Here is a 24681-nt window from a genome sequence, read left to right on the forward strand (position 1 = left end):
CGGAGCGCGGATCTCACTGCTTCGGCTGCCAGTCCTCGACGTTCCACCACGGCCCGGACGCGAGGCCGTGGTCGTGCGGCTCGGTCTGGGTGGTCAGGTCGCCGAAGCGCTTGTCGACGACGTACAGGTGGTCGATGTGGGTGAGGAAGGTGTAGCCCGGGTTCTTCACCAGCTCGCGCTGGATGGTGTCGTACGCGGCCTGCCGCTCGGCGTGGTCGCCGCTCTCGCGGGCCTCGTCGAGGGCCTTGTCGACCTTCGGGTTGTCGTAGTGGGCCATGTTGTTGAAGCCGTCACCGGCGAGCGAGGACTTCAGGAGGGTGTACTGGTCGAAGTCCGGGTCGGCCGGTGAGCCGCCGCCCGCGAGGACCGCGTCCTTGGGCATACGCGGCTCGATGACCTCCCACGTGCCGGCCTGCACCTCGACCTTGACGCCGAGCTTCTTGGCGTCGGAGGCGTAGGCGAGCGCGTGGTCCTGACGCAGCTTGTCGCCGGAGAGGTACCAGAGCGGGAACTTCGCCTGGACGCCGTCCTTCTCGCGGACGCCGTCCTTGCCCGGCTTCCAGCCCGCGTCGTCGAGGATCTTCTTGGCCTTGGCGGCGTCGAACTTCCGCTCGGTGCCCTTGGTGAACCAGGGGCTGTCGGTCGGTACGGGGCCGTAGGCCTCCTTGCCCGCGCCGTCCAGGATCGAGTCGACCATGGCCTTGCGGTTCACGCCGGTGTCGAGCGCGCGCCGGATGTCGGTGTCACCCGTGACCTCGTTGCCGGTGGGCAGGGTCACCACGCGGTAGTCGAAGGTCTTGGCGGCGTACGACTTCTTGTTGCCGTCGCTCGCGTACTTCTTCGCGAGGTTGGGCGGCAGGATCGCGCCGTCCAGCTCACCGGCGTCGAGCCGGGTGGCGCGGATGTCGTCGTCCTTGATGATCGCCATGGTGAAGTTCTTGACCTTCGGCGCGCCGCCCCAGTAGCCGGGGTTGGCCTTGAAGGTGAGCTTCTCGCCCTTCGACCACTTCACCAGCTTGTACGGGCCCGTGCCGACCGGCTTGGTGGTGAACTCACCGGTGTTCACGTCCTGCTTGCCGGCTATGTGCTCGGGAGCGATCGGCAGGACGGTGCGCTCGGCGAAGGGCGCGTAGGGGTACTTGAGGTGGAAGACGACGGTGTCGTCGCCCTTCGTCTCGACGTTCTTGACGGCGTCGAGCTCGGTCTTGGCGGCGTTGTTGGTCTTCTTGTCGAGGATCGTCTCGTACGTGAAGACGACGTCCTTGGAGGTGAAGGGCTTGCCGTCGCTGAACTTGACGCCCTTGCGCAGCTTGAAGGTGTACGTCTTGCCGTCGTCGCCGACCTTGGGCAGCTCGGCCGCGAGCGCGGGCTTGAGCTTCATCTCGGCGTCGTGCGTGAGCAGACCGTCGAAGATCTTGGAGTTGCCGTCCTTGCCGTAGCCGAGGAGCGGGCTCAGGGTGTCCGGTTCGTACGCGATGCCGACGACCGCGGAGTCCTTGGCGCCGCCCGCGTTCTTGCCGTCACCCGGCGCCGAACAGGCCGATGCGGCGACCGCCAGTGAGGCGGCCGCCGCTACCGCGCCCGTGCCCCGTATCGATCGGGCCCTCATGCTCCACACCCCTACTGAAGATCAAACGTTATTGCGAACGGGTCGCAATTATGCCTCATGTAATGGGTGCGTAAAACGTGCGGACCGTACCGAGTGGATCACGATGGCGGCGACCGCCGAGGTCAGGGCGCGGGCAGGTCCGCCAGCGCGGCCAGCTCCTCCCGATGCCGCCCCACCGTGCCGAGCGCGATCGAGTCGGCCTTGGCCCGCTTGAGGTAGAGATGGACGGGGTGCTCCCAGGTCATCCCGATACCGCCGTGCAGCTGGAGCGCCTCCTCGGCGATGTGCACCGCGGCGGGCGACGCGTAGGCCTGCGCGAGAGCCGCCGCGACATCGGCGTCCGCACTCCCGGCGGCGAGGGTGTCGGCCGCGTTGCGGGCGGCGGCGCGGAGGTTGACGACCTCGAGCCAGAGCTGGGCGAGGCGGTGCTTGAGCGCCTGGAAGGAGCCGACGGGCCGGTTGAACTGGTGCCGCTCCTTCGTGTACCGGACGGTTTCGGTCAAGCACCAGTCGGCTAGGCCCAGTTGCTCGGAGGCGAGGAGCCCGGCCCCCGCCCGCAGACCACGCCGTACCGGCGTTCCGGATTCCGGAGCGACCACGCGCGCGCGTGCCCCGTCGAAGGTGACCGTCGCGAGCGGCCGGGTGGGGTCGAGGGAGGTCCGGGGCACGACGGTCACCCCGGCCTCTTCCGCGTCCAGCGCGTACAGCCCCGCGGCCGTCGGCACGAGGAAGACATCGGCGGCGACCGCGTCGGCGACACCGGTGATGCTCCCGCGCAGGGCACCTTCCTCCACGCGTACGTCGGGCAGTGGGCCGCCGGGAGCGGTGGTCAGCGGCACGGCGAGCACACCGACCCTGCGCCCCGCCGCGAGCGCGGTCAGGAGTTCCCGCGCCCCGTCGCCGTCACAGGCCAGCAACGTCTCGGTGGCGATGACGGCACTGGTCAGATACGGCACGGGCGCCACCGCGCGACCCAACTCCTCCAGGACGACGGCGGCTTCGCGATGCGTGGCACCCTGGCCGCCGAGCTCCTCGGGCACGAGCAGGCCCGCGAGGCCCATGCCGTCGGTGAGTGCCTTCCACAGTTCGCGGTCGTGCGGCTCAGCGGACTCGGTGCGGGCGAGCACGGCTGTGGCGTCGCAGTGGTCGGCGAGGAGGCCGCGTACGACCGAGCGCAGCGCCTCTTCGTCTTCGGAGTACAGCAGGTCGCGCGGCGCGGGCTGCGGGATCTGGGAGGGCTGCGTACTCATCGGGCGAGGTCCTTCCACGCGACGTCCTTGTCGGTGCGCGGTTCGGACGGCAGTCCGAGTACGCGCTCCGCGACGATGTTGAGCAGCACTTCGTTCGTGCCGCCCTCGATGCTGTTGCCCTTGGCGCGCAGATAGCGGTAGCCGGCGTCACGGCCGACGAAGTCGACCGTCGCGGGCCGCCGCATCGTCCAGTCCTCGTACAACAGCCCGTCCTCGCCGAGGAGTTCGACCTCCAGGCCGCTGATCTCCTGATTGAGGCGGGCGAACCCGAGTTTCATGCCCGAGCCCTCGGGGCCCGGGTGCCCCGCGACGAGCTGCTGGCGCAGGCGCTCCCCGGTGAGACGGGCGACCTCGGCCTCGACCCACAACTTGAGGAGCCGCTGGTGCAGATCGTGGGTCCGCAGCTCCGGGCGCTCCCGCCAGGCCTCGGCGAGGGGGCCGATCATGCCGCCCTCGCGCGGGATGCGGCTGCCGCCGATGGACACGCGCTCGTTCATGAGCGTGGTCTGCGCGACCTTCCAGCCGTCGCCGATCTCACCGAGGCGGTGCGCGTCCGGGATACGTACGTCGGTGAGGAAGACCTCGTTGAACTCGGCCTCGCCGGTGATCTGGCGCAGCGGCCGGACCTCGACGCCCGGGTCGGTCATGTCGCAGACGAAGTAGGTGATGCCGCGGTGCTTGGGCACCTCCGGGTCGGTACGGGCGATGAGGATGGCCCAACGGGCGGCGTGCGCCCCGGACGTCCACACCTTCTGCCCGTTGACCACCCAGGCGTCACCGTCACGGACGGCGCGCGTACCCAGGGCGGCGAGGTCGGACCCGGCGCCGGGCTCGCTGAAGAGCTGGCACCACACCTCGTCGCCGACCCACAGCGGCCGCAGGAAGCTGCGCTTCTGCTCGTCGGTGCCGAAGCGCAGGATGGTGGGCGCGGCCATGCCGAGACCGATCCCGATGCGGCGCGGCTCGTTGTCGGGCGCGCCCGCGGCCTCCAACTCGGCGTCCACGACAGCCTGCAGGGAGCGCGGAGCCCCGAGCCCGCCGAGCCCCTCCGGGTAGTGCACCCAGGCGAGTCCGGCGTCGAAACGGGCCTTGAGGAACGCCGCGCGTTCCGTGGCGGCGGGCGGGTGCGCGGCGAGGAACTCCCGCGTCCGGCGGCGCAGTTCGGCGGCGTCCGTCATGCGTCGCCTCCGCCCGGGACCACGGCCACCCGCCCGGTGGTGACACCGTCGGCGACCCGCTGGACAGCCGCGGCGGCCTCGCCCAGTGGCACACGCTCACTGATCAGCGGCTTGATCGCGCCCTTGGCCGCGAGCTGGGTGAGCTCCTCGTGGCAACGCAGGATCGCTTGCGGGTCCTTGGCGTTGTAGAGACCCCAGTGCAGACCGAGGACCGAGTAGTTCTTCACCAGGGCGTGGTTGAGCGCGGGCGTCGGGATGACTCCGCTCGCGAAGCCGACGACGATGATCCGCCCCTCGAAGGCGACACACTTGGTGGACTGCGTGTACGCGTCGCCGCCCACGGGGTCGTAGACGACATCGGCGCCACGACCGCCGGTGGCTTCCTTGACGGCGCCGATGACGTTATCCGTACGCCGGTCGATGACGACATCGCAGCCGAGCTCCCGCGCGACCTCGGCCTTCGCCGCGCCGCCGACGACGCCGATGACCTTGGCGCCCGCCGCCTTGCCGAGCTGGACGGCGGCGCTGCCCACTCCCCCGGCGGCCGCGTGCACCAGGAGCGTCTCGCCCTCCTGGAGGTGCGCGCGGCGGTGGAGGCCGAACCAGCCCGTCTGGTAGCCGATGTGCAGGGCTGCGGCCTCGGCGTCGTCCAGGGCGTCGGGCGCGGGCAGCACGGCCGCCGCGTCCGCGATGGCGTACTCCGCGAAACCTCCGTACGGGAGAGCGGGGTTGGCGATCACGCGCCGTCCGTCCTCGGTCTCGCCGCAGATCTCCACGCCGGGCGTGAACGGCAGCGGGGGCGTGATCTGGTACTGCCCGCGGCAGAGCAGGGCGTCGGGGAAGTTGATGTTGGCGGCGCGGACCTTGAGGAGCAGCTGTCCGTCGCCGGGCACCGGCCGGTCCACGTCCTCGAGGCGCATCACCGCGCCCGGCTCGCCGTTCTGGTGCACTTGCCATGCCTGCATGCGGGGCCTCCACGGGGCTTTCGTAGACCGGGCTCCGTCGCATACTAAGCGGTCGCTTGCAGCCAGGGGAACCGTCTCGTCAGTCCGTTGTGCGCTTCTGCCGGGAGGGCTGTGCCCGTACGTGCATCCGCTCGCCCTGCGGCCCGAAGAGGCTGAGGAATTCCGCGGGCCCCTCCCCCGTGGACCCGAACCAGTGCGGGAGCCTGGTGTCGAACTCCGCGGCCTCGCCGGCCGTGAGGACCACGTCGTGATCGGCGAGGACGAGCCGTAGCCGGCCGGAGAGCACATACAGCCACTCGTAGCCCTCGTGGGTCTTGAGGTCGGGCTCCGCGGAACGCTTGGGCTCGAACACCTTGTACGCCTGGAGGCCCCCGGGCTGGCGGGTCAACGGGACCATCGTGCGGCCGTGCCGGACGATCGGCTTCGCTCGCACCCGCGGGTCACCGACGGGCGGGGCGCCGACCAGCTCGTCCAGCGGGACCTGGTGGGCGCGGGCGATGGGGAGCAGGAGTTCGAGGCTGGGCTTGCGGTGGCCGGACTCCAGACGGGAGAGGGTGCTCACGGAGATGCCGGTGGCGGCGGCGAGGCCCGCCAGCGTCGCACCGCGCTCCTTGCGGATTCTCCGCAGCCGGGGGCCCACCTCGGCCAGGACGCCGTCGAGACGCGCACTGTCGTCATCGTTCTCTGCCATGCCTTCATTGCAGTATCGGCAAAGCCAATTGTCAATCCCGCACGCCATGCGCGGGGCGTGCGCCGCCCGGACGCACGGGCGCGGACATGAGTTCCGTACCGGGCATGGAGCTTTGCAGCGTTACGCGATAGCGATGCGGCCATGACGGACCACGCGAACGAAAGCATGCTGCCGGGGCTGCCGGCCCCCGCCCCGCCGGGCACGAGCGCCCTGCCCGAAGGAACGTACGAGGGGGTGGTGGTCCTGGTGACCGGCGGCGGGAGCGGCCTCGGCAAGGCGATCGCGACGGAGTTCGCGCGGCTCGGCGCGGATCTGGTGATCGCGGGCCGCAAGGAGGAGCGGCTCAAGGCGGCGCGGGACGAACTCGCCGGCCTCGGTGGGCGGGTGGCGGCCAGGCCCTGCGACATCCGGGACCCGGACCGCGTAGCCCAGGTCTTCGAGGCGGCGCAGGACGCGTTCGGACTGCCGGACGTCCTGATCAACAACGCGGCGGCGAACTTTCCCGTGCCCGCCGAGGACATGTCCCCGAACGCGTGGCGCTCGGTCGTGGACATCACGCTGAACGGCACGTTCTTCATGACGCGGGAGTTCGCCCGCCGCCATCTCGCGGCGGGCACGCCCGGCTCCGTCATCAACATCGGGGCGTCGTACGCGTGGACGGGCGGCCCCGGCTTCGCGCACAGCGCGGCGGCCAAGGCAGGCGTGAAGAGCCTGGTCGAAACCCTGGCGGTGGAGTGGGGCCCGTACGGAATCCAGGTCAACGGCCTGGTGCCGGGCCTGATGCCGCACGAGGACATGACGGCCGACGTCCGCGCGAACCTCGGCCGGGCGGCGCCCCCGGAGCCCCGCGAACCGGACGCGGCCGTCGGGGAGTTGAACGCTCGCCAGCCGGCCCTCCGCGTCGGCGCCCCACGCGAACTGGGCTGGGCCGCGACATTCCTGGCCTCGCCCTACGCCCGCTTCATCACCGGGCACACCCTGGTGGTCGACGGCGCGAACTGGCAGCGGCGGGGGTTGGTGAGCCCGGAAATGGTGACGGTGCGGGGGCAGATGGGGAGGGGTCGATTCGGGGGATAGCGGGCCCACACACCCCGGGCCCTCCCCCGTGACGGCGAGACAGTCTGGTGCACCCGCGCATACACGCCGCGCGAACAGACGAGACGCGGACGCTCGGGGGGTTGCGGGGCGCCTCGCCTCCCCGTATCCCACACCGCGCCCTGCGCGGCCCTGCTCCCTTCGCGGCAGCGGTGGCGGTTACTTGCCCTCGAACCGCGCTGTCCGCCTCTCCCCCTTCGCCGCGTACCCCGCACGCGAGTCCTCGGACGTCAGCGTGATCGCCGCGTTCATCGCGACCCGGTCGAGAGCGGCGTCCATCCCCGCGTCCGCGTACGCGTCGATGCCCCGCTTGATGCCCTGGACGGCCAGCGGGCCGTTCGCCGCGATCTCCGCGGCGATCTCACGGGCCGTCTTGGTCACCTCGTCCACGGACGTGACGAGTTGCACCAGCCGAAGCCGTTCGGCCGTGGCCGCGTCGATGCGGCGTCCGGTGAGCGAGAGCAGCTTGGCCCAGCCCGCCCCGGCCTCGCGCGCGATGCGCAGATCGCCGCCCGCGTCCACCGTGACACCGATCTGCGCCTCGGGAAGCGCGAACACCGCGTCGTCGGACGCGATCCGTACGTCCGCCATCAGCGCGAGCTCGAAGCCGAACCCGAGGCAGTACCCCTGCACGGCGGCGACGATGGGCTGCGGAAGGCCGGCGAAGGCGCGGAACCGTTCATGGACCCAGCGCAGGGCCTCGTAGTAGTTGCGCGTCTGCTCGGAGCCCGAACGGCCTTCGATCACACCACCGATGTGCGCGGTGATGTCGATCCCCGCACAGAAGGCCCGCCCCTCTGCCCGCAGCAGGACCGCCCTGATCGAGTCGTCGAAACGGATCCGGTCGGCGAAGAGGCCCAACTGGCGCGTGGACTCCCAGCTCCACGCGTTGAGCTTCTTCGGGTAGCAGAGGGTGAGGATGCCGAGGCCGTCCTCGATGTCGAGGCGCAGCCTCTCCTCGCCCTCCGGGATGTCCGTGCCGATGGTGTCGATCATCAAGCACCAGCTCCTGCCTGCGTTTCTGACGGCCCGTCAGTAATGCGATGCCTCGTCAGCTTAGTGGCGGCGGCTCAGCGGCTGAAGACCTCGTCAGCGGCTGAAGACCTCGAAGGCCACCGCGGGCTTACCGCCGAAGCGTGGCGCCAGCTGCTCTGCGTAGCCCACGAGGAACTCGCGGCAGTACTTCTCGGGATCCTCCGTCGTCAACGCCTCGATGTACGTGCGGTGTTCGAGGAGCGAGGCCACGGCGCGCTCGAGCCCGGCCGTCGCGTCCACCGCGTGGGTGGGCGACGACGAACCGGCGATGGCCACCCAGCGCACGCCGTTCCAGGGCTCGAGCGCGTCCTCCTCGATCAGCTCGGGGAAGATCCAGCGGTTGCCCGCGTCCGCGACGGCGTCGAGCGTGGCGCGGCCGACGGCGACGTGGTCCGGGGTGTTCCAGGCGACGCCGCCCCACGTGTCGCGGTGGTTGAGCGTGATGACGAGCTCGGGCCGGTGCCTGCGGACCGCGGCGGCGATGTCGCGGCGCAGCGCCGTCCCGTACTCGATCACGCCGTCCTTGTGGTCGAGGAACTCCACGGCCGACACACCGACGACGGCCGCGCTCGCCCGCTGCTCACGTTCGCGCAGCGGACCGCACGTGGCGGGGTCGAGCGTGTCGATGCCGGCCTCACCGCGGCTGGCCAGGAGATAGGCGACCTCGCGCCCGCCGTCCGTCCATCCGGCGATCGCTCCCGAGCAGCCGTACTCCAGGTCGTCGGGGTGGGCGACGACGGCAAGGGCCCGCTGCCAGTCCTCGGGCATGGGGGTGAGCTGGTCGTTCTCGTTCAACGGCTCTGTCATGCCCGCAGCCTAACCGCGCGGGCCCCCGCACGGACCAGCCGCGCGGGCCCACGCACGGAGGTGGCTCAGGCCTCGTCCCTGGCGAGGGCGAGGAGCCGGTCGAGGACGCGGGGCGAACCCGCCCGGAGCCCGTCGTGCTCGTACTCGTCGGTGACCCACGTCCGCAGGCCGCGGATGGAGCGGGCGGTGCGCAGCGACTGTTCGGTGTCGACGTACAGGTCGTCGTGGTAGATCGCGGCGGCTGCCGGTACCTCGTTCGCGGCGAGGCGTGCCGTGTCGTACAGGGGCGTCCAGCCGGTGCGTGCGGCGAGGAGGCCGGCGGTCTCGCGCAGCGGCCGCAGGGCGGGGTCGCAGTCGAACTGGCGGCGCTGGACGGCTTCCCCGGTGAACAGGAGCGGCGCGTCACCGGCGAGCGTCTTGCCCGGGTCGAACTGCGGGAACTCCCCGCGCAGCCGCTGCGCCGACCAGTCCGTGGGCCGGTCGCCCTGACCGTAGATGGATTCGTGCAGGAGCGCGAACAGGGGGTGGCTCCAGTGCGAGAGCGCGGCCTGTACGCCTTCCTGGAACGCGTCGGAGAGCGTGTGCCCCGCCGGGGTCCGCACGAAGGCGTCTTCGAGGAGGTAGTGGAGGCGGTGGCTGCCGTCGCCCGAGCCGAGCAGCATGCCGAGGGACTGGAACGCCTCGACGGTGAGGCGGTAGCCGCCGTTCAGGACCGGCTCGTGCTCGGCGATGTGGGCGGCGATGCGGCGGGCGCGCTCGACGTCCTGGGGATAGCGGGCGTAGTGGGCGCGGGTCTTGCGCTCCATGCGCGGATAGGCGGCGCGGTAGACGTCGTCCGCGTGGCCGTCGAGGGTGGGCAGGCCGCCGGTGATGATGGCGGTGTGCAGCCCTTCGGGGGCCGCCGACAGGTAGTGGGTCGCGCAGAAGCCGCCGAAGCTCTGGCCGAGTACGGTCCAGGGAGCGCCGCCGGTCAGCTCGCGGCGGATCAGCTCGCAGTCGCGGACGATGGAGTCGGCTCGGAAGTGCGTGAGGTAGTCGGCCTGTTCGCGAGGGCCGCCGCGCAGCGGGAGCGTCTGGCGCGTCGCCGGAGTGGAGCTGCCGGTTCCGCGCTGGTCGAGCAGGAGCACCCGGTAGTCCTGCAGAGCCCTGCCGAGCCACGCCTCCTTGCCCACGAACCGGTTGGCCCCGAACCCCGGGCCACCCTGCAGATACACCAGCCACGGCAGGCTCGCGTCCGCGTGCGCGCTCGCCACGGCCTCCCGCGCGAAGACCTCGATCCGCTCCCCCGCCGGGGCGTCGTGGTCCAGGGGCACGGAGAAGCGGTGGTCGGTGAGGACGACGCCGGGCTGACGGTAGGTGGCGGTGGCGGTCAAGAGGGCTCCTGGCGGCATACGTGAACGGGACGGTTCGCCCCAGTCCAGCACATCCGCCGCGGAGACGATCAGCGGGGCGTCAGGCTGGAGCGCCGCACCACGAGCTCCGGCTGGAGCACCACGCGCCGGTGTCCGTGCTGACCGGGGTCGGCGTCCGCCTCGGTCTCCTCCAGGAGGAGCTCCGCGGCCATCGCGCCCATCTTGATGGCGGGCTGGCGCACCGAGGTGAGCGGGACGACGGCCGCCGCGGCGAACTCGATGTCGTCGTAACCCACGATGGCGATGTCCTCGGGCACGCTCACCCCGGCCGCGTACATCGCCTGGAGCACGCCCAGAGCGAGCAGGTCGTTGGCGCAGAAGACGGCCGTCGGCCGCTCGGCGAGGCCGAGGACGCGGGCGCCCGCGTCGCGTCCCGCGGCCACGTCGAGGCGTTCGGTGGGCAGCTCCCGCAGCGCCGACGCCGGAAGCCCGGCCTCGGTGAGGGCTTGCAGCGCCCCCTGCCTGCGGTCCTTGACCTGGTTGAGTCCGGGCGGACCGCTCACGTACGCGATGCTGCGGTGCCCCGTGTCGACGAGATGGCGCACCGCGAGCGCGCCGCCGAGGACGTCGTCCACGGAGACGGAGCACTCGGTGGCGCCCTCGGCGACCCGGTCGACCAGGACGAACGGGATGGAGTGCCTGCGGAAGGCCTCGATGTTGCGTCCGGTGGCGTCCGCCGGGGTCAGCAGCACGCCGCGTACCCGTTGTTCGGCGAAGAGCGCCAGATACTCGGCCTCTTCGGAGGGGCTCTGTCCGCTGTTGCACATCATGACGCGCAGCCCGGCGTCGAGCGCGGCCCGCTCGGCGCCGCGCGCGACGTCCACGAAGAAGGGGTTGCCCATGTCGAGCACGAGCAGCGCCATGATGCGGCTCTGCCCCGCGCGCAGCTGCCGCGCGGACTCGCTGCGGACGTAGCCGAGCCGGTCGATCACGGACTGCACCCGGTGGCGTGTCTCCTCGGAGACGACGTCCGGGCGGTTGATCACGTTCGACACGGTGCCCACCGACACGCCGGCGTGCTTCGCCACGTCTTTGATGCCGACCATGCGTCCCCTTGTTCCGTTGTGCGTGCGGCGCCTTGTGCGCCGTCGCGTGCGGTCCCCTCAGAATTTGTACTGGTCGATGTTCTTCTTGTCGAAGACGGTCGGCTCGCCGAGATCGACGACTCCCTTGTCGCCGATGGTGAAGCTGCCGAGGTCGCCCGCCTCGAACTTCTCACCCTTCTTGCCGGTGATCTGGCCGGACTTCAGGGCCACCGCGGTGTGCGCGGCGAGGGCGCCGAGCTTGGCCGGGTCCCACAGCTCGAAGCCCTCTACGGTGCCGTTCTTCACGTACTGGCGCATGTCGTTGGGGGTGCCGAGGCCGGTGAGCTTGACCTTGCCCTTGTACTTCGATCCCGAGAGGTACTGGGCGGCGGCCTTGATGCCGACGGTGGTCGGGGAGATGATCCCGGCCAGCTTCGGGTGCTCCTGGAGGAGGCCCTGGGTCTGCTGGAAGGACTGCTGGGCGTCGTCGTTGCCGTAGGCGGTCTTGACCAGCTTCATGTTCTTGTACTTGGGCTTCTTCAGCTCGTCCTTCATGAACCCGATCCAGGTGTTCTGGTTCGTCGCGGTCTGGGCCGCGGAGAGGATCGCGATGTCTCCCTTGTAGTCGAGCTGCTTGCCCAGGAGCTCCACCTGGGTGCGGCCGAGCGCCTCGGCGCTGGACTGCGAGACGAACACGTCACGGCATCCGGGGTTGGTGTCCGAGTCGTAGGTGACGACCTTGATGTCGTTCTTCATGGCCTGCTTGAGGGCCGTGCACAGGGCGCCGGGGTCCTGCGCGGAGACGGCCATCGCGTCGACCTGCTGCTGGGTGAGCGTGTTGACGTAGGAGACCTGTCCGCTGGTGTCGGTGGCGCTGTTGGGTCCCGTCTCCTTGTACGTCGATCCGAGCTCCTTGAGCGCCTTCTCACCGCCCTTGTCGGCGACGGTGAAGTAGGGGTTGTTGACCTGCTTGGGCAGGAAGGCGACCGTGAGGTCCTTCTTGGTCGGCGCGTTGGGATCGGCCTTGGCGTTCGATGCCTTGGCCGCGTCGTCGTCCTTCGACGACTCCTTGGTGGTGCCGCCGCAGGCGGTGGCGGTGAGGGCGAGCGAGGTGACGGCTGCCAGGGTCACGCAGGCGCGGGTGAGGGCGGTGCGGCGCACGGGTCGGCGGGCGGATCGGGGGACGGATCGGCGGGGAGAGATCATCGTTGGTCCCTTTCGGACTTTCGAGACGGTACGAGGGGTCAGCGGGCGGGAGCCGCGGCGCGGCGGCCCGCTCGGGCGACGGCGATCTGGCGGGCCACGCGCGGCCCGAGGACGGACACCACGAGCAGCACGCCGGTGACGACGATCTGCGACTGTGCGGAGACGTTGAGCAGGCTCATGGCGTTCTGCAGGGCGCCGAGCAGGAAGACTCCGGCGATCGCGCCGCCGAGGGTCCCCTTGCCGCCGTCGAAGTCGATGCCGCCGAGCAGGACGGCGGCGACGACGGACAGTTCGAGGCCGGTGGCGTTGTCGAAGCGGGCGCTCGCGTAGTGCAGGGCCCAGAAGATTCCCGTGAGGGAGGCCATGAGCCCCGTGGCGACGAACAGCCACAGCTTGTGCCGCTTGACGCGGACGCCGGCGAACCGCGCCGCCTCCTCGTTGGCGCCGATCGCGAAGAGCGAGCGCCCGAAGGGCGTGGCGTGCAGGACGATGACGGCGATCGCGAGCAGCGCGAGGAAGGGCAGGAAGGCGTACGGCAGGAAGGTGTCGCCGATGCGCCCGGCCGCGAAGTCCAGGTACTGCGAGGGGAAGTCGGTGACGGCGTCCGAGCCGAGGACGATCTGCGCGATGCCGCGGTAGGCGGCCATGGTGCCGATGGTCACGGCGAGCGAGGGCAGCCCGAGGCGGGTGACCAGGAGACCGTTGACGAGGCCGCAGACGACTCCGAGGAGGAGCACGAGCGGGATGGTCGTCTCGATGGCCATGCCCGCGTTCCAGAGGGCGCCCATCACGGCTCCGGAGAGCCCCGCGGTCGACGCCACCGACAGATCGATCTCTCCGGAGACGACGAGAAGCGTCATCGGCAGTGCGATCAGCGCGATGGGCAGCGTGTTGCCGATGAGGAACGACAGGTTGAGGGCGTTGCCGAAACCGTCGACAAAGGAGAACGACATCAGGAGGAGCACGACAAGGAGAGCGCCGACAACGGTGTCCCAGCGGATGGCGCGCGTGACGTCGAGCCGGTTGGAGTCAGCCATGTCGGCCAGCCCTTCTGTTCGATGCGGCCCTCTTCGTCAGGGCCTTGGCGACGCGCAGGGCGACGATCCGGTCGACGGCGATGGCCAGGACGAGCAGCACGCCGTTGATGGCGAGCACCCACACGGAGCTGACGCCGAGCGCGGGCAGCACGCTGTTGATGGAGGTCAGGAGCAGCGCGCCGAGCGCCGCGCCGTAGACGCTGCCGGAGCCGCCGGTGAAGACGACGCCGCCGACCACGACGGCGCTGACGACGGTGAGTTCGTAGCCGTTGCCGGTGGCGGAGTCGACGTTGCCGAAGCGGGCCAGATACAGCGCTCCCGCGAGCCCGGCGAGCGCTCCGCACGCGGTGTAGGCGGCGAGGATGCGCTTGCGTACCGGGATGCCGGCGAGCCGGGCGGCCTCGGGGTTGGAGCCGAGTGCGTAGAGCTCGCGTCCACCGCCGAAGTGCCGCAGGTAGTAGGCGACCGCGACCAGGACGGCGAGCGCGATGAGACCCAGGTACGGCACAGCCGAGATCCCGCCGGAGCCGAAGTCGACGAAGCCGTCCGGCAGGTCGGACGCGGTGATCTGCCGGGAGCCGACCCAGATGGAGTCGACACCCCGGATGACGTAGAGGGTGCCGAGGGTGACGACGAGGGCGGGCACTTGGCCGAGGCTGACGAGCGCCCCGTTGAGCAGGCCGCAGCCGACGCCGAGCGCGACCGCGAGGAGGATCGCGACCGTCGAGTCGCCGCCGCCCTGGAGGTAGTTGCCGGCGGCGAATGCGCTGATCCCGAGCGTCGAGCCGACCGACAGGTCGACGTTGCGGGTGATGACCACGAGGGCCTGACCGGTGGCGACGAGGACCAGGATGGTCGCGTTCAGGAGCAGGTCCTTGATGCCCTGCTCGGACAGGAACTCACTGTTGCCCGCCTGGGTGATGCCGATCATCACCAGGAAGACAAGGAGGATGGCGAGTTCGCGCATCTTGAAGACGCGGTCCACCAGGCGCGTTCCCGCGGCCTTCTCCGGGTCGACGGTGGGCGCGGGACTCTGGGTGGTCACACTCATGCCGTCCTCCCCGTGGCTGCCGCCATCACGGACTCCTCGGTCGCCCGCGCGCGCGGGATCTCGGCGGCGAGCCGCCCTTCGTGCATGACGAGCACCCGGTCGGCCATGCCGAGGATCTCCGGCAGGTCGGAGGAGATCATCAGGACCGCGACCCCGTCGGCGGCGAGTTCGGAGAGCAGACGGTGCACTTCGGCCTTGGTGCCGACGTCGATGCCGCGGGTGGGTTCGTCGACGATCAGGACCTGGGGCCGGGTGGCGAGCCACTTGGCGAGGACGACCTTCTGCTGGTTGCCGCCGGACAAGGTGCCGACCGCGTCGGCGATGCGCGCGTACTTCACCTGGAGGCGCACCGCCCAGTCGAGCGAACGGCTGCGTTCGGCGCCACGGTCCATGAGGCCCGCGCGCACGGTCGTCCGCAGTCCGGTGAGTCCGATGTTGCGCTCGATCGACATGTCCATCACCAGGCCCTGGGCACGGCGGTCCTCCGGGACGAGCGCGAGCCCGGCCGCCATGGCGGTGCTCGGGGCGCCGTTGACCAGCTCCCTCCCTTGCACCTCGACCGTCCCGGCGTCCCACTTGTCGACGCCGAACACGGCCCGCGCGACCTCGCTCCGTCCGGCCCCGACGAGCCCCGCGAGCCCGACGATCTCGCCGCGCCGCACATCGAACGAGACGTCGGTGAAGATGCCCTCACGGGTCAACCGGCGGACGCTGAGCGCGACTTCGCCGACCCTCGTCTCCTGCTTCGGGTAGAGCTCGTCGAGGTCGCGGCCCACCATGCGGCGTACGAGATCGTCCTCGGTCAGGCCTTCGAGCGGCTCGCTCGCGATCAGACCGCCGTCCCGCAGCGTCGTGACGCGCTGGCACAGCTCGAAGATCTCCTCCAGGCGATGCGAGATGAAAAGCACCGCGGCGCCTTGTTCGCGCAGCGTGCGCACGACGCCGAAGAGGCGGGCCACCTCGCTGCCGGTGAGCGCCGCGGTCGGCTCGTCCATGATCAGGACCCGGGCGTCGAAGGAGAGCGCCTTGGCGATCTCGACGATCTGCTGGTCGGCGATGGACAGGCCGCGGGCGGGCTGGTCGGGGTCGAGGTCCACGTCCAGGCGCTTGAAGAGCGCGGCGGCCGCGGCGTGCACGGCCTTGTGGTCGACGCGGCCCAACGAGCGGCGCGGCTGGCGCCCCATGAAGATGTTCTCCGCAACGGAGAGGTCGGGAAAGAGCGTCGGCTCCTGGTAGATGACGGCGACGCCCGCGTCCCTGGCGTCTCCCGGGCCCTGAAAGACGACCGGGGACCCGTCGAGCGACAGCCCCCCCGCGTCGGGGCGATGGACCCCGGCGAGGGTCTTGATGAGGGTGGATTTCCCTGCGCCGTTCTCACCCGCGAGGGCGTGCGCCTCACCGGCGTACAGCTCCAGGGAGACGTCGTGCAGGGCGCGCACAGCCCCGAAGGACTTGCTCAGGCCCTGCACGGCAAGGACGGGGGGCTCTCTCATAGATAGCACCGATCGGTAACTCGCCGGACACCCGGCGTGAAAGGTTTCAATCAATTTCCAGGGAAGCTAGACCCGCGCCAACTGTGCCGTCAATGGGCAGGACTTGAAAATCCGCACGAGACTCTGTGCGCCAAGGGCCCATCACGCCGGGGCACTTGACAGCAGACGGCGCACTCCCTAGCTTCGCCTCTCGTGAAACGATTCATCGTCGAGTCGTTACGGAGTCAAGTTGTGATCAGCAGAAGACGACTGCTCAGCACCACCGCCACGGCCGCCCTGGGTACGGCGATGGCCGCCGGGGCCGTTCCGGCGGCCCACGCCGCCCCCTCTGCGGGGGGCCGGGCCCTACGCGTGACCAAACCGACCGTCGAGTACGTGAGACACCCGCTCGGTCTCGACGTACCCCGTCCCAGGCTGAGTTGGCCCCTGGTGTCCGATGCGGACGGCCAGGCTCAGAGCGCTTACCAGGTGCGCGTGGCCACCACCCCGGAGCGCCTCTCCAAGCCAGACGTGTGGGACAGCGGGAAGGTCGCCTCCAGCGACTCGGTCCTGGTCCCCTACGCGGGGCCCGACCTCACGTCCCGTACGCGCTACTACTGGTCGGTGCGGGTCTGGGACACCGCCGGCAAGGCGTCCGCCTGGAGTGAGGCCTCCTGGTGGGAAACGGGGCTCTCCGGGGCGAAGGACTGGACGGCGCGGTGGATCGGCGCCCCCGCCTCCCTCATCGGCGCGCCCTCCCTGGCCGAGGCCTCCTGGCTCTGGTTCCCCGAAGGTGACCCCGCGAACAGCGCACCTGCGGCCACCCGTTGGTTCCGCGGTCGCGTCGATGTCCCCGAAGGGGTCACCCGAGCGCGGCTCGTCATGACGGCCGACGACGGGTACACCGCATACGTGAACGGCACGCAGGTGTCGCACACCGAAGCGGACAGCGCCGCCGACAACTGGCGCCGGCCCGCGGTCGTCGACGTGACCGACCGGCTTCGTGCCGGAGCCTCGGTCATCGCCGTCTCCGCCACCAACGCCACGACCGGGCCCGCGGGTCTGCTCGGTGTCCTGGAGCTGACGACCGCCGACGGCGTCCGCACCCTGACCACCGACGGCACATGGAAGACGACCGGCAAGGAGCCCTCGGGCGACTGGCGGTCGACGGGATACGACGACGGCTCCTGGACGGCGGCCAAGGTCCTCGCGCCCTGGGGTTCCGGCCCGTGGGGAAAGGTCGCACCCGAGCACTGCCCCGCCGCCCAGCTGCGACACGAGTTCCGCCTCCGGCCGGGCAAGAAGGTCGCGCGGGCCCGCCTGTACTCCACGGCCCTCGGTCTCTACGACGCCTGGCTGAACGGCGAGCGCGTCGGCGACGACCGCCTGGCGCCCGGCTGGACCGACTACGACAAGCGGGTCCATTACCAGACGTACGACGTGACCAAGCAGCTCAAGTCCGGCGCCAACGCGCTCGGCGTGACGCTCGCGGTCGGCTGGTACGCGGGCAACGTCGGCATGTTCGGTCCGCATCAGTACGGCGAACGCCCGGCGCTCCTGGCCCAGTTGGAGGTCACGTACACCGACGGGTCCACGGACCGTGTGCTGTCGGGCACCGACTGGCGCGCCGCCATGGGGCCGGTCACCGCCGCCGACCTCCTGTCGGGCGAGGACTACGACGCGCGCCTGGAGACCGCGGGCTGGACGCGCGCGGGCTTCGACGACTCGAAGTGGGCGGCCGCCGACGGCGTCGATGACGTCAAGGCCGCCGTCGTCGCTCAAGTCGACGGGCACACGCGCGTGGAGAGCGAGATCTCCGCCCAGAAGGTGACCGAGCCGAAGCCCGGCGTCTTCGTCTTCGACCTCGGTCAGAACATGGTCGGCGCGGTGCGTCTCACCGTCTCCGGGAAGGCCGGTACGAAGGTCCGGTTGCGCCATGCGGAGGTCCTGAACCCCGACGGCACGCTCTACACCACCAATCTGCGGACCGCGCGTGCCACCGACACCTACACGCTCAAGGGCGGCGGCAAGGAGACGTTCGAACCGCGGTTCACCTTCCACGGCTTCCGCTACGTGGAGGTGACGGGCTACCCGGGCAAGCCACCGCGCGACGCTGTGAGGGGCCGCGTGATCCACACGTCGGCTCCGTTCACGATGGACTTCGAGACCGACGTCCCCATGCTCAACCAGTTGCACAGCAACATCACATGGGGGCAGCGCGGCAATTTCCTCTCCGTTCCCACGGACACCCCCGCGCGTGACGAGCGGCTCGGCTGGACCGGCGACATCAACGTCTTCGCACCGACCGCCGCCTACGTCATGGAGTCGGCGCGCTTCCTCACCAAGTGGCTGGACGACCTGCGCGACGGCCAGGCCGACGACGGTGCCTTCACCGACGTCGCGCCGTTCGTCGGCACGGTCGGCAAGGGAGTGGCCGGCTGGGGCGACGCCGGCGTGACCGTCCCCTGGGCGCTCTACCAGGCGTACGGCGACCAGCGCGTACTGGAGCAGTCCTGGTCCTCGATGCTGAAGTGGCTCGACTACCTGGAGAAGCACAGCACCGGATATCTGCGCCCCGCCGAGGGTTACGGAGACTGGCTCAACATCCAGGACGAGACTCCCAAGGACGTCATCGGCACCGCCTACTTCGCCCACAGCGCCGACCTCGTCGCGCGGGCGGCCGAAGCACTGGGCAAGGACCCGGCCCCGTACAAGAAGCTTTTCGGGAGCGTCCGTGACGCCTTCCGTGCGGCGTACGTGACCGGTGACGGGCGGGTGAAGGGCGACACGCAAACCGCGTACGTTCTCGCCCTGTCGATGGATCTGCTCGCCGACAGCGACCGCGCACCGGCGGCAGCACGTCTGGTGGAGCTCATCAAGTCCAAGGAATGGCACCTGTCGACAGGCTTCCTGGGCACACCCCGCCTGCTCCCCGTCCTGACGTCGACCGGCCACACGGACGTCGCCTACCGCCTCCTCGTCCAGAAGTCCTTCCCCAGCTGGGGCTACCAGATCGACAAGGGCGCCACGACGATGTGGGAGCGCTGGGACTCCATCAAGCCGGACGGCAGCTTCCAGGACGCCGGCATGAACTCCTTCAACCACTACGCCTACGGCTCGGTGGGCGAGTGGATGTACGCCAACATCGCGGGCATCGCACCGGCCGACCCCGGCTTCCGCAAGATCCTCGTCCGCCCGCGCCCCGGCGGCGGCGTGACCGAGGCGCAGAGCAGTTTCGACGCGCTCTACGGCCCGGTCAGCACCGACTGGAAGAAGGACGCGGACGGGTTCCGGCTGACCGTGACCCTGCCCGCCAACACCACCGCCGAGGTGTGGATCCCCGCCGGCAAGCGCTCGCAAGTGACGCACGGCGCGGCGGAGTTCCTGCGGATGGAGGACGGCTGCGCCGTCTTCGCCGCCGCATCCGGCACGCACCGTTTCTCCAACTGACCCACCCCGACCGCTCTTTCGGAAGGCTGCGCGATGACCGCCGGAACCAGCAAGGACGCCGTGAAAGCGGCACTCACCACCCAGGCCCTGGAGACCCCGTCCTGGGCGTACGGCAACTCCGGTACGCGCTTCAAGGTCTTCGCGCAGCCAGGTGTCCCGCGCACGACCCGGGAGAAGCTGGACGACGCCGCCCGTGTGCACGCCCACACCGGCGTCGCACCCCGGGTGGCCCTGCACATCCCCTGGGACAGGGTCGACGACTACGCGGCTCTCGCGGAGTACGCCGCCGAGCGCGGCGTGACGCTCGGCGCGATCAACGCCAACGTATTCCAGGACGACGACTACAAACTCGGCTCGGTCACCAACCCGGACCCGACGGTCCGGCGCAAGGCACTCGACCACCTCCTCGAGTGCGTGGACATCATGGACGCCACGGGTTCACGCGACCTGAAGCTGTGGTTCTCGGATGGCACCAACTACCCCGGCCAGGACGACATCCGCAGCCGGCAGGACCGCTTGGCGGAGGCCTTGCGGACGACGTACGACCGGCTCGGCGACGACCAGCGCATGCTCATCGAGTACAAGCTCTTCGAGCCCGCCTTCTACGCGACGGACATCCCGGACTGGGGCACGGCCTACGCGCACTGCCTGAAGCTGGGGCCGAAGGCGCAGGTCGTCGTCGACACCGGCCACCACGCGCCCGGCACCAACATCGAGTTCATCGTCGCGACGCTGCTGCGCGAGGGGCGCCTCGGCGGCTTCGACTTCAACTCGCGCTTCTACGCGGACGACGACCTGATGGCGGGCGCCGCGGACCCCTTCCAGCTCTTCCGGATCATGTACGAGGTCGTCCGGGGCGGCGGCCTGGATTCGGACATCGCCTTCATGCTCGACCAGTGCCACAACATCGAGGCGAAGATCCCCGCGATCATCCGTTCGGTGATGAACGTGCAGGAGGCCACGGCGAAGGCGCTTCTGGTCGACGGGGACGCGCTGGCCGAGGCCCAGCGGACCGGCGACGTGCTCGCCGCCAACGCCGCCCTGATGGACGCCTTCAACACCGACGTCCGCCCCCTACTGGCAGAAGTCAGGGAGGACTCGGGGCTCGACCCTGATCCCATGAGGGCCTATCGGGAGTCAGGCTGGCAGGAGCGAATCGTCAAGGACCGCGTGGGCGGCGAGCAGGCCGGATGGGGGGCATGAGCGGCATGACACAGGACGCACAGGGCGCACAGGAAGCACAGCGCGCACAGGGCACACGGCAGGCACAGGAAGCACAGCAGGAACCGCACGCGCGGATCAAGGAACTCCTCGACCGCGCCCACCGCTTGGGCGCCGACCCGCGCAACACCAATTACGCGGGCGGCAACGCGTCGGCGAAGGGCACGGCCCCCGACCCGGTCACGGGCGCGGACACCGACCTGATGTGGGTCAAGGGCTCGGGCGGCGACCTGGGCACGCTCACCGAGGAGGGCCTCGCGGTCCTGCGCCTGGACCGCCTCCACGCGCTGAAGGAGGTGTACGCGGGCCCGGACCGTGAGGACGAGATGGTCGGCGCCTTCGACTACTGCCTGCACGGCAAGGGGGGCGCGGCACCGTCCATCGACACCGCGATGCACGCCTTGGTGGACGCGCCGCACGTGGACCATCTGCACCCCGACTCGGGCATCGCCCTGGCGTGCGCCACGGACGGCGAGAAGCTGACCGCCGAGTGCTTCGGCCCCACGGTGGCCTGGGTGCCCTGGCGCCGCCCCGGTTTCCAGCTGGGCCTGGACATCGCGGCGGTACAGGCGGCGAACCCGGACGCCATCGGCTGCATCCTGGGCGGTCACGGCATCACGGCGTGGGGCGCCACGGCGGAGGAGTGCGAGCGCAATTCGCTGCACATCATCCGCACGGCGGAGGCGTTCCTCTCCGAACGCGGCAAGCCGGCGCCCTTCGGCCCGCCCCTGGACGGGTACGGCCCCCTGCCCACCGCCGAACGCCGCCACCGTGCGGCCGAACTGGCCCCGCACATCCGCTCGCTGGCCTCGCAGGACCGTCCGCAGATCGGCCACTTCACCGACACGCACACCGTCCTCGATTTCCTGGCCTCCTCGGAGCACCCGCGCCTGGCGGCCCTGGGCACATCCTGCCCCGACCACTTCCTCCGCACGAAGATCAGGCCCCTGGTCCTCGACCTGCCCCCCACCGCACCGCTCCAGGAGGCCATCACCCGCCTCAAGGAGCTGCACGCGGCGTACCGAGAGGAATACGCGGCCTACTACGCGCGCCACGCCGACCCGACCTCTCCCGCGATGCGCGGCGCCGATCCGGCCATCGTCCTCGTTCCCGGCGTGGGAATGTTCTCCTTCGGCAAGGACAAGCAGACCGCACGCGTGGCGGGCGAGTTCTATGTGAACGCGATCAACGTCATGCGCGGCGCCGAGGCGGTCTCCGCTTACGCCCCCATCGACGAGTCGGAGAAGTTCCGCATCGAGTACTGGCCCCTGGAGGAGGCGAAGCTCCAGCGGCTTCCGAAGCCCAAGCCCTTGGCCACCCGCGTCGCCCTTGTGACCGGGGCGGGCAGCGGCATCGGCAAGGCGATTGCGCACCGCCTGGTGGCGGAGGGCGCCTGTGTGGCGGTCGCGGACCTCAACGCGGAGAACGCGGCGGCGGTGGCGGAGGAGCTCGGCGGCCCGGACAAGGCCGTGGCCATCCCCATGGACGTCACGTCGGAGGATCAGATCGCCGCCGCCTTCGCGTCGGCAGCCCTCGCCTTCGGCGGAGTCGACCTGGTGGTGAACAACGCGGGCATCTCCATCTCCAAGCCGCTGCTCGACACCACGGCCCGGGACTGGGACCTGCAGCACGACATCATGGCCCGCGGCTCGTTCCTCGTCTCCCGCGAGGCGGCGCGCATCATGCGGGACCAGGCGCTGGGCGGCGACATCATCTACATCACGTCCAAGAACGCGGTGTTCGCAGGCCCGAACAACATCGCGTACTCCGCGACCAAGGCGGATCAGTCCCACCAAGTCCGTCTCCTGGCAGCCGAGTTGGGCGAGCACGGCATCCGCGTGAACGGCATCAACCCGGACGGGGTGGTGCGGGGTTCGGGCATCTTCGCGGGCGGCTGGGGCGCGCAGCGTGCGGCGACGTACGGGATCGAGGAGGAGAACCTGGGCGAGTTCTACGCCCAGCGGACCCTCCTCAAGCGAGAGGTGCTCCCCGAGCACGTGGCCAACGCGGTCTTCGCCCTGACGGCGGGCGACCTCACCCATACGACGGGCCTGCACATACCGGTGGACGCGGGCGTCGCGGCGGCGTTCCTCAGGTAGCGCAGCCCTTCCGGCCGCCGCGCCATGCCCCCCGGGGGGGGCCACCACCTACGGAGAGGCGGGCGCCCCACCGACCCGCAGCCGCGCATCCCACCGAAGGGGACGTGTCGGTATGTCCGCCCGGAGCACGGCACGCGGCGCTCCGGTGCCGCAGTAGCCCTACGTGCAAACCGAGATGGCGAGGACGGACATACCGGCGCGGCGCCGCACCACAGAGCACCGGGCGACCACGGGTACCCCGCACCGCCCCGCACCACAGAGCACCGGACGACCACGGGCGCCCGCACCGCACTGGACCCACTCCGTGCGACCGCAGGCACCCGCACCCGACCCATCCCGTCCGGCCACAGGCACCCCGCACCCGTCCCGCGGGATGTGCCCACGCAAGACCCGCACTCGACCCTCACCCCTGCGAACCACGCAAGGCCGCACTCGACCTTCACCCCTGCGATTACGCAAGTCAGCCCCCGGCCCTCACCCCTACAACCACGCGCAAGCCCCCCGCACCCCGGCCTTCAACACTGCGAGCCACCATGCCCATCGCCACCCCGAAGTCCCGCTCCTCGGACCACCACTTCGCCGCGATCGACCTCGGCGCCTCCAGCGGACGCGTCATGGTGGCGAAGGTCGGCGCCGAGACGCTCGCCCTCCAGGAGGCGCATCGCTTCCCCAACCGGCCTGTCCGCGCCGCAGGCACCCTGCACTGGGACATCCTGTCCCTCTACGCGGGGGTCATCGACGGTCTCCGCGCGGCAGGTTCCGTCGCCCCCCTGACCTCCGTCGGTATCGACGGCTGGGCAGTTGACTACGGTCTCCTCGACGCGAACGGCGCTCTCCTCGGCAACCCCGTGCACTACCGGGACACCCGTACCGAGGGCGTTGCGGACAAAGCGTGGGCCACTGTCCCGGCCGCCGAGCTGTACGCCACTACCGGAATCCAGTACGCGCCCTTCAACACCCTGTACCAGCTGCTGGCCGCCCAGGGCTCGGCTCAACTGGCCGCAGCCAAGCACCTCTTGCTTGTTCCCGACCTGCTGACGTACTGGCTGACGGGCGAACTGGGCACAGAACTCACCAACGCCTCCACCACGCAGCTCATGGACCCCGGCACGGGAAGCTGGGCCCCCGAGGTCGCCGCACGCCTCGGCGTCGATCTGGGGCTGTTCCCGACGCTGCGCCACCCCGGCGACCCGGCCGGCCATCTGCTCCCGCATGTCCTCCAAGACGCCGGTCTGACCTCGCCCACGCCCGTGACGACGGTGGCCTCGCACGACACCGCGTCGGCCGTCGTCGCCGTCCCCGCCACGACCGACGACTTCGCCTACATCTGCACCGGCACCTGGTCGCTCGCGGGCCTGGAGCTGACCGCCCCCGTCCGCACGGAGCAGAGCCGCGAGGCGAACTTCACCAACGAGCTGGGTATCGATGGCACCGTCCGCTACCTGCGCAACATCATGGGCCTGTGGCTGCTCCAGGAGTGCCTGCGCACCTGGAACTCAGGCTCAAGTGCCCCCGCCCCAAGCGCCCCCACCCTCGAAGCACTGCTGATCGAAGCCGCCGCCGCTCCCGGCCTGCGCTCCCTCGTCGACGCGGCGGACCCCGCCTTCCTGGCCCCCGGCGACATGCCGCGCCGCATCGCCCAAGCCTGCGAGGCCACAGGTCAGCCCATCCCCTCCACTCCCGCAGAGACGACACGCTGCATCCTCGACTCCCTCGCCCTGGCCCACCGCCGGGCCATCGAGGACGCCCAACGCCTCGCGGACCGAGCCGTGGACGTGGTGCACATAGTCGGCGGCGGAGCCCGCAACGCGCTCCTGTGTCAGCTGACCGCGGACGCCTGCGGACTGCCGGTCGTCGCGGGGCCGGCGGAGGCAGCGGCGTTGGGCAACGTACTCGTCCAGGCCAGGGCACACGGGCTGATAGGCGAGGACCGCCACGAAATGCGCACCCTGCTGGCCCGCACCCAGCAACTGAGTCGCTACGAGCCGACCCGCGACCCCGCGAGCAGGGCAGCGTGGCAGGAGGCGTCCCGCCGCGTCCTCCCATGACGCGCGCCCCGTTGACGACTCCCGCGCAGC

The 24681-nt window shown here is 70.6% G+C and carries 18 protein-coding genes; 5 read left to right on the forward strand and 13 right to left on the reverse strand.

Features of this window, described 5'->3' with window-relative positions; genetic code table 11:
- Positions 1-13: 13 nt before the first annotated feature.
- From ABXJ52_RS02965 to ABXJ52_RS02985, 5 genes are all read right to left on the reverse strand, one after another.
- Positions 14-1609, reverse strand: a complete 1596-nt coding sequence (locus ABXJ52_RS02965) for an ABC transporter substrate-binding protein (protein ID WP_367038961.1) — start codon at positions 1607-1609, stop codon at positions 14-16.
- 122 nt (positions 1610-1731) lie between these two features.
- Positions 1732-2859, reverse strand: a complete 1128-nt coding sequence (locus ABXJ52_RS02970) for an acyl-CoA dehydrogenase family protein (protein ID WP_367038962.1) — start codon at positions 2857-2859, stop codon at positions 1732-1734.
- Positions 2856-4037: an acyl-CoA dehydrogenase family protein gene (locus ABXJ52_RS02975; RefSeq protein WP_367038963.1), complete on the reverse strand. Its 1182-nt coding sequence runs from the start codon at positions 4035-4037 to the stop codon at positions 2856-2858. Before ABXJ52_RS02975 ends, ABXJ52_RS02970 begins: the two co-directional genes overlap by 4 nt.
- On the reverse strand, positions 4034-5002 hold the full coding sequence (locus tag ABXJ52_RS02980) for an NADPH:quinone oxidoreductase family protein (RefSeq protein WP_367038964.1): 969 nt from the start codon (positions 5000-5002) through the stop codon (positions 4034-4036). The genes ABXJ52_RS02975 and ABXJ52_RS02980 overlap by 4 nt, the downstream gene beginning before the upstream one ends.
- Before the next feature lie 79 nt (positions 5003-5081).
- Positions 5082-5693 (reverse strand): XRE family transcriptional regulator, encoded by a 612-nt coding sequence (locus ABXJ52_RS02985; protein ID WP_367038965.1) that lies wholly within the window; start codon positions 5691-5693, stop codon positions 5082-5084.
- Between the two features lie 141 nt (positions 5694-5834).
- On the opposite strand from ABXJ52_RS02985, the gene ABXJ52_RS02990 reads away from it, so the two are divergent.
- Positions 5835-6770, forward strand: a complete 936-nt coding sequence (locus ABXJ52_RS02990) for an SDR family oxidoreductase (protein ID WP_367038966.1) — start codon at positions 5835-5837, stop codon at positions 6768-6770.
- Positions 6771-6947: 177 nt separating this feature from the next.
- On the opposite strand, the gene ABXJ52_RS02995 is transcribed toward ABXJ52_RS02990, so the two are convergent.
- From ABXJ52_RS02995 to ABXJ52_RS03030, 8 genes are all read right to left on the reverse strand, one after another.
- The gene (locus tag ABXJ52_RS02995; RefSeq protein ID WP_367038967.1) at positions 6948-7784 is read right to left on the reverse strand and encodes an enoyl-CoA hydratase/isomerase family protein; all 837 of its coding nucleotides are present in this window, start codon (positions 7782-7784) and stop codon (positions 6948-6950) included.
- A gap of 93 nt (positions 7785-7877) precedes the next feature.
- Positions 7878-8630, reverse strand: a complete 753-nt coding sequence (locus ABXJ52_RS03000; protein WP_367038968.1) for a PIG-L deacetylase family protein — start codon at positions 8628-8630, stop codon at positions 7878-7880.
- 65 nt (positions 8631-8695) lie between these two features.
- A complete protein-coding gene (locus ABXJ52_RS03005; RefSeq protein ID WP_367038969.1) occupies positions 8696-10021 on the reverse strand; it encodes an alpha/beta fold hydrolase in 1326 nt (441 codons plus the stop codon).
- A 50-nt stretch (positions 10022-10071) separates the two neighbouring features.
- Positions 10072-11088, reverse strand: coding sequence for a LacI family DNA-binding transcriptional regulator (locus tag ABXJ52_RS03010; RefSeq protein ID WP_367038970.1), 1017 nt, complete (start codon positions 11086-11088; stop codon positions 10072-10074).
- Positions 11089-11145: 57 nt separating this feature from the next.
- Positions 11146-12228 (reverse strand): rhamnose ABC transporter substrate-binding protein, encoded by a 1083-nt coding sequence (gene rhaS / locus ABXJ52_RS03015; RefSeq protein WP_367048777.1) that lies wholly within the window; start codon positions 12226-12228, stop codon positions 11146-11148.
- An 83-nt stretch (positions 12229-12311) separates the two neighbouring features.
- On the reverse strand, positions 12312-13310 hold the full coding sequence (locus tag ABXJ52_RS03020; RefSeq protein ID WP_367038971.1) for an ABC transporter permease: 999 nt from the start codon (positions 13308-13310) through the stop codon (positions 12312-12314).
- Positions 13303-14361, reverse strand: coding sequence for an ABC transporter permease (locus tag ABXJ52_RS03025; RefSeq protein ID WP_367038972.1), 1059 nt, complete (start codon positions 14359-14361; stop codon positions 13303-13305). The genes ABXJ52_RS03020 and ABXJ52_RS03025 overlap by 8 nt, the downstream gene beginning before the upstream one ends.
- On the reverse strand, positions 14358-15854 hold the full coding sequence (locus tag ABXJ52_RS03030; protein ID WP_367038973.1) for a sugar ABC transporter ATP-binding protein: 1497 nt from the start codon (positions 15852-15854) through the stop codon (positions 14358-14360). The genes ABXJ52_RS03025 and ABXJ52_RS03030 overlap by 4 nt, the downstream gene beginning before the upstream one ends.
- Before the next feature lie 231 nt (positions 15855-16085).
- Here ABXJ52_RS03030 and ABXJ52_RS03035 point away from each other — a divergent pair, with 231 nt between their 5' ends.
- From ABXJ52_RS03035 to ABXJ52_RS03050, 4 genes are all read left to right on the forward strand, one after another.
- Complete coding sequence (locus ABXJ52_RS03035) at positions 16086-19283, forward strand: alpha-L-rhamnosidase (protein WP_367038974.1); 3198 nt, start codon at positions 16086-16088, stop codon at positions 19281-19283.
- Between the two features lie 33 nt (positions 19284-19316).
- Positions 19317-20486 (forward strand): L-rhamnose isomerase, encoded by a 1170-nt coding sequence (rhaI, locus tag ABXJ52_RS03040; RefSeq protein WP_367038975.1) that lies wholly within the window; start codon positions 19317-19319, stop codon positions 20484-20486.
- A complete protein-coding gene (locus ABXJ52_RS03045; protein WP_367038976.1) occupies positions 20483-22603 on the forward strand; it encodes a bifunctional aldolase/short-chain dehydrogenase in 2121 nt (706 codons plus the stop codon). Before rhaI ends, ABXJ52_RS03045 begins: the two co-directional genes overlap by 4 nt.
- A gap of 533 nt (positions 22604-23136) precedes the next feature.
- Positions 23137-24651 carry a rhamnulokinase family protein gene (locus ABXJ52_RS03050; RefSeq protein WP_367038977.1) on the forward strand — a complete coding sequence of 505 codons (1515 nt, stop codon included), beginning with the start codon at positions 23137-23139 and terminating at the stop codon, positions 24649-24651.
- Positions 24652-24681: the final 30 nt, after the last annotated feature.

Source organism: Streptomyces sp. Je 1-332 (assembly GCF_040730185.1).
Taxonomy (GTDB): domain Bacteria; phylum Actinomycetota; class Actinomycetes; order Streptomycetales; family Streptomycetaceae; genus Streptomyces.

Bases quoted from the DNA above. Each gene is read 5' to 3' on its own strand.
- ABXJ52_RS02980 (WP_367038964.1), bottom strand. From the start codon at position 5,002: ATGCAGGCATGGCAAGTGCACCAGAACGGCGAGCCGGGCGCGGTGATG.
- ABXJ52_RS02965 (WP_367038961.1), bottom strand. From the start codon at position 1,609: ATGAGGGCCCGATCGATACGGGGCACGGGCGCGGTAGCGGCGGCCGCC.
- ABXJ52_RS03005 (WP_367038969.1), bottom strand. From the start codon at position 10,021: ATGCCGCCAGGAGCCCTCTTGACCGCCACCGCCACCTACCGTCAGCCC.
- ABXJ52_RS03025 (WP_367038972.1), bottom strand. From the start codon at position 14,361: ATGAGTGTGACCACCCAGAGTCCCGCGCCCACCGTCGACCCGGAGAAG.
- ABXJ52_RS02985 (WP_367038965.1), bottom strand. From the start codon at position 5,693: ATGGCAGAGAACGATGACGACAGTGCGCGTCTCGACGGCGTCCTGGCC.
- ABXJ52_RS03010 (WP_367038970.1), bottom strand. From the start codon at position 11,088: ATGGTCGGCATCAAAGACGTGGCGAAGCACGCCGGCGTGTCGGTGGGC.
- ABXJ52_RS03030 (WP_367038973.1), bottom strand. From the start codon at position 15,854: ATGAGAGAGCCCCCCGTCCTTGCCGTGCAGGGCCTGAGCAAGTCCTTC.
- ABXJ52_RS03020 (WP_367038971.1), bottom strand. From the start codon at position 13,310: ATGGCTGACTCCAACCGGCTCGACGTCACGCGCGCCATCCGCTGGGAC.
- rhaI (WP_367038975.1), top strand. From the start codon at position 19,317: ATGACCGCCGGAACCAGCAAGGACGCCGTGAAAGCGGCACTCACCACC.
- ABXJ52_RS02975 (WP_367038963.1), bottom strand. From the start codon at position 4,037: ATGACGGACGCCGCCGAACTGCGCCGCCGGACGCGGGAGTTCCTCGCC.
- ABXJ52_RS02995 (WP_367038967.1), bottom strand. From the start codon at position 7,784: ATGATCGACACCATCGGCACGGACATCCCGGAGGGCGAGGAGAGGCTG.
- ABXJ52_RS02970 (WP_367038962.1), bottom strand. From the start codon at position 2,859: ATGAGTACGCAGCCCTCCCAGATCCCGCAGCCCGCGCCGCGCGACCTG.
- ABXJ52_RS02990 (WP_367038966.1), top strand. From the start codon at position 5,835: ATGACGGACCACGCGAACGAAAGCATGCTGCCGGGGCTGCCGGCCCCC.
- ABXJ52_RS03050 (WP_367038977.1), top strand. From the start codon at position 23,137: ATGCCCATCGCCACCCCGAAGTCCCGCTCCTCGGACCACCACTTCGCC.
- ABXJ52_RS03000 (WP_367038968.1), bottom strand. From the start codon at position 8,630: ATGACAGAGCCGTTGAACGAGAACGACCAGCTCACCCCCATGCCCGAG.
- ABXJ52_RS03045 (WP_367038976.1), top strand. From the start codon at position 20,483: ATGAGCGGCATGACACAGGACGCACAGGGCGCACAGGAAGCACAGCGC.